General features: G+C 60.8%; 4 protein-coding genes. All 4 read left to right on the top strand.

From position 1 onward, the window contains the following. The first annotated feature begins 136 nt into the window (after positions 1-136). Positions 137-865 (top strand): abortive infection family protein, encoded by a 729-nt coding sequence (locus tag F3H26_RS19045; RefSeq protein ID WP_149777543.1) that lies wholly within the window; start codon positions 137-139, stop codon positions 863-865. Next, the gene (locus tag F3H26_RS19040) at positions 862-2,016 is read left to right on the top strand and encodes an ImmA/IrrE family metallo-endopeptidase (RefSeq protein ID WP_149777542.1); all 1,155 of its coding nucleotides are present in this window, start codon (positions 862-864) and stop codon (positions 2,014-2,016) included. The genes F3H26_RS19045 and F3H26_RS19040 overlap by 4 nt, the downstream gene beginning before the upstream one ends. Then, positions 2,013-2,510 (top strand): DUF4411 family protein, encoded by a 498-nt coding sequence (locus F3H26_RS19035; protein ID WP_149777541.1) that lies wholly within the window; start codon positions 2,013-2,015, stop codon positions 2,508-2,510. Before F3H26_RS19040 ends, F3H26_RS19035 begins: the two co-directional genes overlap by 4 nt. 2 nt (positions 2,511-2,512) lie before the next feature. After that, a partial coding sequence (locus F3H26_RS19030; RefSeq protein WP_149777540.1) for a type I restriction endonuclease subunit R occupies positions 2,513-4,888 on the top strand: 2,376 nt, incomplete at its 3' end.

Here is a 4,888-nt window from a genome sequence, read left to right as displayed (position 1 = left end):
CGCCGATGCTCGAACGCATCATCGCCAACGAACGCGAATCCCGCACCCTCGCCCAGACCCGCGACCTGCTGCTGCCCAGGCTCATGTCCGGCGAGCTCCGCGTGGCCGAGGCCGAGAAGATCGTGGAGGGCGGGGTGTGAGTGCCGACTGGTTTCCCGGCATCCGCGCCTTCTGCGAGCACTGGTCGCATGCTCCGATGCTGCAGCAGATTTTCCAGACGCTCGAATCCGAGTTTCAGCGTGACAGCGACGCCTGCATCGACGCCGCGAAAGGCTTGGTGGAATGCGCCTGTCGCGTTTTGCTCCAGAGCATCGACGACCCCGCCAGCCCGCACACGCCGAAATCCACGACGCCGTCCTTTGGCGAATGGCTCTCGGCGGCGGTTCGTGCGCTGGAGCTGGGGGACGTGCGCGACGAGTCCTTCAAGAAGCTGGTTTCGCAGTATCACAAGCTGACGACCGCGCTTGACGATCTGCGCAACAAGGCCGGCACGGTCAGCCATGGAAAGGACGGCTTTATCGCGAAGCTTTCGGCACATCAACGACGCGCGGCAGTCCTGGCTGCTGATGCGATCGTCACCTTTCTGCACGAGGCCTATCTGGAGCGCGAGCCGGACCCGGTGCTGACGCTGGAGCCTTACGACCGGTTCGCCAAGAGCAACGCGCTGATAGACGATAACTGCGCCCTTGTGGCAAGCTCCGATGAAGAGGGCAGCCTGACGGTGACGGTCTCTTTGCCCGGCGGAGATGATGTGGAGCTGGTGGTAACACCCTCGCAGCTTCTGTTCGGGATAGATCGCGAGGCCTACAAGCTGGCGCTGAATGCCTGCCGCGAAGCAGGCCAACGGGAGGAAGAGGTGGCATGACGCGTGCACCGGTCAAACCGGAGATGCTGCGCTGGGCGATTGAGCGCGCCCGGGTGTCGCCCGATGACCTGAGCGCCCGGTTCAAGAAGCTGGAAGAGTGGCTTCAAGGCGATGTGCAGCCGACGCTCAAGCAGCTCGATGCTTTCGCTAACGCGGTGCATGTGCCCGTGGGTTACCTGTTTCTTCCCGAGCCGCCCGAGGAGCAGTTGCCGATTCCCGACTTCCGGACGGTCGCCGGTCGCCCGCTGGAACGGCCGAGCCCAAACCTTCTGGAAATGATCTACGCCTGCCAAGAACGGCAGAGCTGGTATGCCGAATTCGCGCGGCTATACCAGGAGCCCGCGTTGCCCTTCGTCGGCAGCGCAACTTTGGATACTGCGCCGGAAGTGGTGGCGGCGCGCATCCGCGATACACTTGGCTTCAGCATCGAGGAACGGCGCGATTGCGCAACATGGACAGACGCTCTTCGCCTGTTCATCCGTCGGGCTGACGATTCCGGCATTCTGGTTATGGTCAGCGGCATCGTGTTCAGCAACACGAACCGTCGGCTCGACGTCGACGAATTCCGCGGGTTCGCATTGGTCGATCGCAGGGCTCCGTTGGTGTTTATCAACGGCGCAGACTCGAAGGCCGCCCAGATGTTTACACTCGCGCATGAACTCGCGCATATCTGGCTAGGAACTTCTGCGCTTTCGAATGCCAGCGCCCAACCCGCCGGGGGGGTCAGGCGCGAAGAAGTATGGTGCAACAAGGTTGCTGCCGAACTGCTTATGCCACTGGACGCTGTGCGTGCAGAGCTGCAGCCGAACGAGCCTTTGGCCGACACACTTCGACGTCTGGCACGCCAATTCAAAGTGAGTACGCTGGTCGTTCTGCGCCGTCTCCTTGACGCTGGTCACCTGACACGCCCTCAGTTCGATGCGGCATGGCAAGATGAACTCGATCACATTCGCGAGATCTCGCAAGGCGCAAGCGGCGGTGGAAATTTCTACCGAACTACCCTCTCTCGAGTAAGCCATCGATTCACGAAAGCTCTCGTAGTCAGTACGCTCGAGGGGCAAACCCTTTACCGTGATGCGTTCCGGATGCTTGGCGTCAGGAAGACCGAGACATTCAACAATCTTGGCCGTGAAGTCGGGGTGATGATGTGACGACATATCTCCTCGACGCCAACGTTTTCATTCAAGCCAAGAACCTTCACTACGGGTTCGATTTCTGTCCCGCATTTTGGGAGTGGCTGGGGGTTCAGAACACGGCGGGAAAGGTGGCGAGTATTGAGAAGGTCGCAGACGAAATCGCGTCGGGTGAAGACGATTTGTCGAATTGGGCTCAGGCCATGGGACGTGCTTTTTTTCGGCCTGCTGATGATGCGGTCTTGCCAGCATTGGGGACGGTAAGCACTTGGGCAAGTGGCCAAGGCTATGATCCGGCTGCGGTCGCGACCTTTCTCCAGGTCGCGGATTATTGGCTTGTCTCACACGCACTGGCACACCGCTGCACGGTCGTGACGCACGAGGTTCCCGCGAACTCGGCCAAGAAAATCAAGATTCCGAACGCGTGCATTGGATTAAAGGTGGACTGCATCACGCCTTACGAAATGCTGAGACGGGAGAAGGCGAAGTTTGTTTTGGGTAAAGGGAACTAGGTTTGGTCGGCAGCTTTCTCACCGAAGATGATATCGAAAAGGCCCTGATCGCCACGTTCGGCGAGCTTGGGTATGCGAACGCGCCCGACGCCGTCATTGGCCCGGACGGCACTGCGCCCGAGCGGTCGGCCTATGATGACATCATCCTGCGCGGGCGGCTGGAAGCGGCGGTTGAACGCCTGAACCCCCACATTCCCGCCGAGGCCCGCGAGGAGGCGATCAAGCAGGTTCTGGCGTCGGAAAGCGCCTCGCTAGTCGAGGAGAACCGCAGGCTTCACCGGCTGATTGTCGAGGGCGTGAATGTGGAATTTCACGCCGAGGACGGCACCATTCGCGGCGACAAGGTGCGCTTGATTGATTTCGATTACCCAGACGCCAACGACTGGCTTGTCGTCGACCAGATGGTCTTGATCGAGAACGGCCGCAACCGCCGGCCCGACGTGGTCGTTTTCGTGAATGGTCTGCCGCTCGCGGTGATCGAGCTCAAGAACCCGGGCGCGGAGACTGCAACGCTCACCAGCGCCTATAATCAGCTTCAGACCTACAAGGCCGAAATTCCTTCGCTGTTTCGTACCAACGCGGTGCTGGTGACTTCCGACGGCACCTTGGCGAGGGTTGGGTCGCTCACCGCCAACGAGGAGCGATTCATGCCTTGGCGCACCACAGATGGGCGCGAGGTGGCGCCAAAGGGCAGCCCCGAGATGGACGTGCTGATCGAGGGCGTATTCGAGAAGCGGCGCTTCCTGGAGCTCATCCGCGACTTCACGGTGTTCGGCGACACCGGCTCGGGCATCGTCAAGATCATCGCCGGCTACCACCAGTTCCACGCGGTCAAGAAGGCGGTTCAAAGCACGCTGCGCGCAACCTCTGGGGATGGCGACCGCAAGGCCGGGGTGATCTGGCACACTCAAGGCTCGGGAAAGAGCCTGCTCATGGCGTTCTTCGCGGGCCAGTTGGTGCGGCACCCGCAGATGGAGAACCCGACCATCGTCGTGCTGACCGATCGCAACGATCTCGACGATCAGCTATTCCAGACCTTTTCCATGTGCCGCGACCTGATCCGCCAGACTCCCGCGCAGGCGGAGAGCCGCGAACATCTGCAACAGGTCCTGAACCGCATCTCCGGCGGGATCATCTTTACGACCCTGCAGAAGCTGTCGGAAGGCAAGATGACCGACCGGCGCAACGTGGTCGTGATTGCGGACGAGGCCCACCGGAGCCATTATGGGTTCCGTGCAAAGATCGACCCGAAGACCGGCAAGCGCACCTATGGTTTCGCGAAACTCCTCCGGGATGCGCTGCCCAATGCGTCTTTCATCGGCTTCACCGGAACGCCGATCGAAAAGGACGATGTAAACACTCCCGCTGTCTTTGGCGACTACGTCGACATCTACGACATCACCCGCGCGGTCGAGGATGGCGCGACGGTACCCATCTACTACGAAAGCCGCTTGGCCCGCATCGAGCTGCCCGAGGAGGCAAAGCCCCGGATCGATGCCGAGATCGAAGCACTGACAGAAGACGAGGCCCTGACCGAACAGGAAAAGCTGAAGCAGAAGTGGTCGAACGTGGAGGCGCTGGTTGGCGCCGAGAAACGCCTGAAGATGGTCGCGGCGGATATCGTCGAGCATTTCGAACGGCGGCTCGCCGCGCTTGATGGCAAGGGCATGATTGTCTGCATGAGCCGGCGAATCTGCGTCGCGCTTTACAATGAGATCGTGGCGCTTCGTCCCGAGTGGCATTCCGACGATGACAATGCCGGCGTCATCAAGATCGTGATGACGGGGTCGGCATCAGACCCGGCGGATTGGCAACGACACATCGGCAACAAGGCACGCAGGGATCTGATCTCGAAGCGCGCCAAGGATCCGGACGACCCACTGAAACTCGTGATCGTTCGAGATATGTGGCTGACGGGTTTCGACGCCCCGTCGATGCACACGATGTACATCGACAAGCCGATGCAGGGGCATGGGTTGATGCAGGCCATCGCCCGGGTGAACCGCGTCTTCCGTGACAAACCCGCTGGCCTTGTGGTGGACTACATCGGGATCGCCCAAAACCTGAAGAACGCGCTGGGCCAGTATTCCGAGAGCGACAGGCGCCAGGCCGGCATTGACGAGGCCGAGGCGGTGGCGGAAATGCTGAAGCGCTACGAGGTCGTTCAGAATCACTTCCATGGGTTCGACTACAGCAAAGCTTTGAAGGGGGAAGCGTCACATCGCCTCCGGACGCTCGCGGCAGCAATGAACTGGATCTTGGAGCGCCAGCACGCGGCAGCCGCGAAGGAGGCGGACGAAGAAGCAAGAAAGAAAGCCCTTCGGCGATACCAGGACGACGTCCTTGCGCTATCAAAGGCGTTCGCGCTGGCAGCGGCG

The sequence above is a fragment of the Ruegeria intermedia genome, assembly GCF_900129345.1.
Classification (GTDB): domain Bacteria; phylum Pseudomonadota; class Alphaproteobacteria; order Rhodobacterales; family Rhodobacteraceae; genus Ruegeria; species Ruegeria intermedia.
Note: the sequence above shows the minus strand (reverse complement) of the source record. Positions and strands in the feature narration are given on the sequence as shown.

Coding starts and splice junctions, on each gene's coding strand:
- F3H26_RS19040 (WP_149777542.1), top strand. CDS start 862: ATGACGCGTGCACCGGTCAAACCGGAGATGCTGCGCTGGGCGATTGAG.